This window comes from Bartonella sp. PS7NMGDW (assembly GCF_042193585.1).
In the GTDB taxonomy this organism is placed as follows: domain Bacteria; phylum Pseudomonadota; class Alphaproteobacteria; order Rhizobiales; family Rhizobiaceae; genus Bartonella; species Bartonella grahamii.
Map to the genome: position 1 here is coordinate 1 of NZ_JBHILX010000119.1, position 667 is coordinate 667.

The 667-nt window shown below is 38.8% G+C and carries 1 protein-coding gene and 1 pseudogene; both read right to left on the bottom strand.

Translation table 11 applies throughout. The features are described from left to right. Nucleotides 1-143, bottom strand: a 143-nt coding sequence (locus tag ACFIKJ_RS09640) for an antA/AntB antirepressor family protein (RefSeq protein ID WP_375652243.1), incomplete at its 3' end; no start/stop codon positions are given. A 317-nt stretch (nucleotides 144-460) separates the two neighbouring features. Then, a pseudogene (locus tag ACFIKJ_RS09645) lies at nucleotides 461-667 on the bottom strand (hypothetical protein); the annotation flags it as partial.

A 667-nucleotide genomic window follows, 5' to 3' on the forward strand; every position in this document is an offset into this window, starting at 1 on the left:
AAATTATATTTGTTGATGCGATATTTAATCCAAGTAGAGAAATCTTTACCTACTTCTAAAAACGCATGCAAATCACGTGCGTTAACTGTTTGAACAGTTTCCTGTCCAACAGTTTGTTCCGATATCGGAATAAGAGTATTCATGTGAACTCCTTGCTATTTAGACGTTTTTGATTGACACTTATTATAAATAAAGTGCCGGGTGCTCAAAAACACGGTAGCAAGTCCGTCGTTACGCTTTTCCCAAAAGGGTATTGTATAGCGTAACTACACCCGACAAAGTCATTATATGCGTGTAACATACAATGAGTCAAAGCTTTTAATGTGCGGAAAACTGATTATTTCGACAATCAATCCGCTTGCTATCAAGGTGTTTTTGAGGCACCTAGTTCAACAGTAGACACATTGTTGCCATATTGTCAATAGGTGACTTCATATTTTTAAAATAAATAAGCGTGCTTTTACTTTATCTCGCGCAAGATAAGCTTATACATACCGGATTCAGAGGCTTGGACATCTGTGATCACGAAGTGCTCTTGAGAAGAGGGCGCTTTGTTGTTTTCAGGAGCCATCACAATAACACTATCTTCCGGTTTTGGTGGTAAACCCCCGATGTCATTGATACAAAGATCAAGTTCCTTTCTTGGAATTGTGGTGGGGATTCTGCC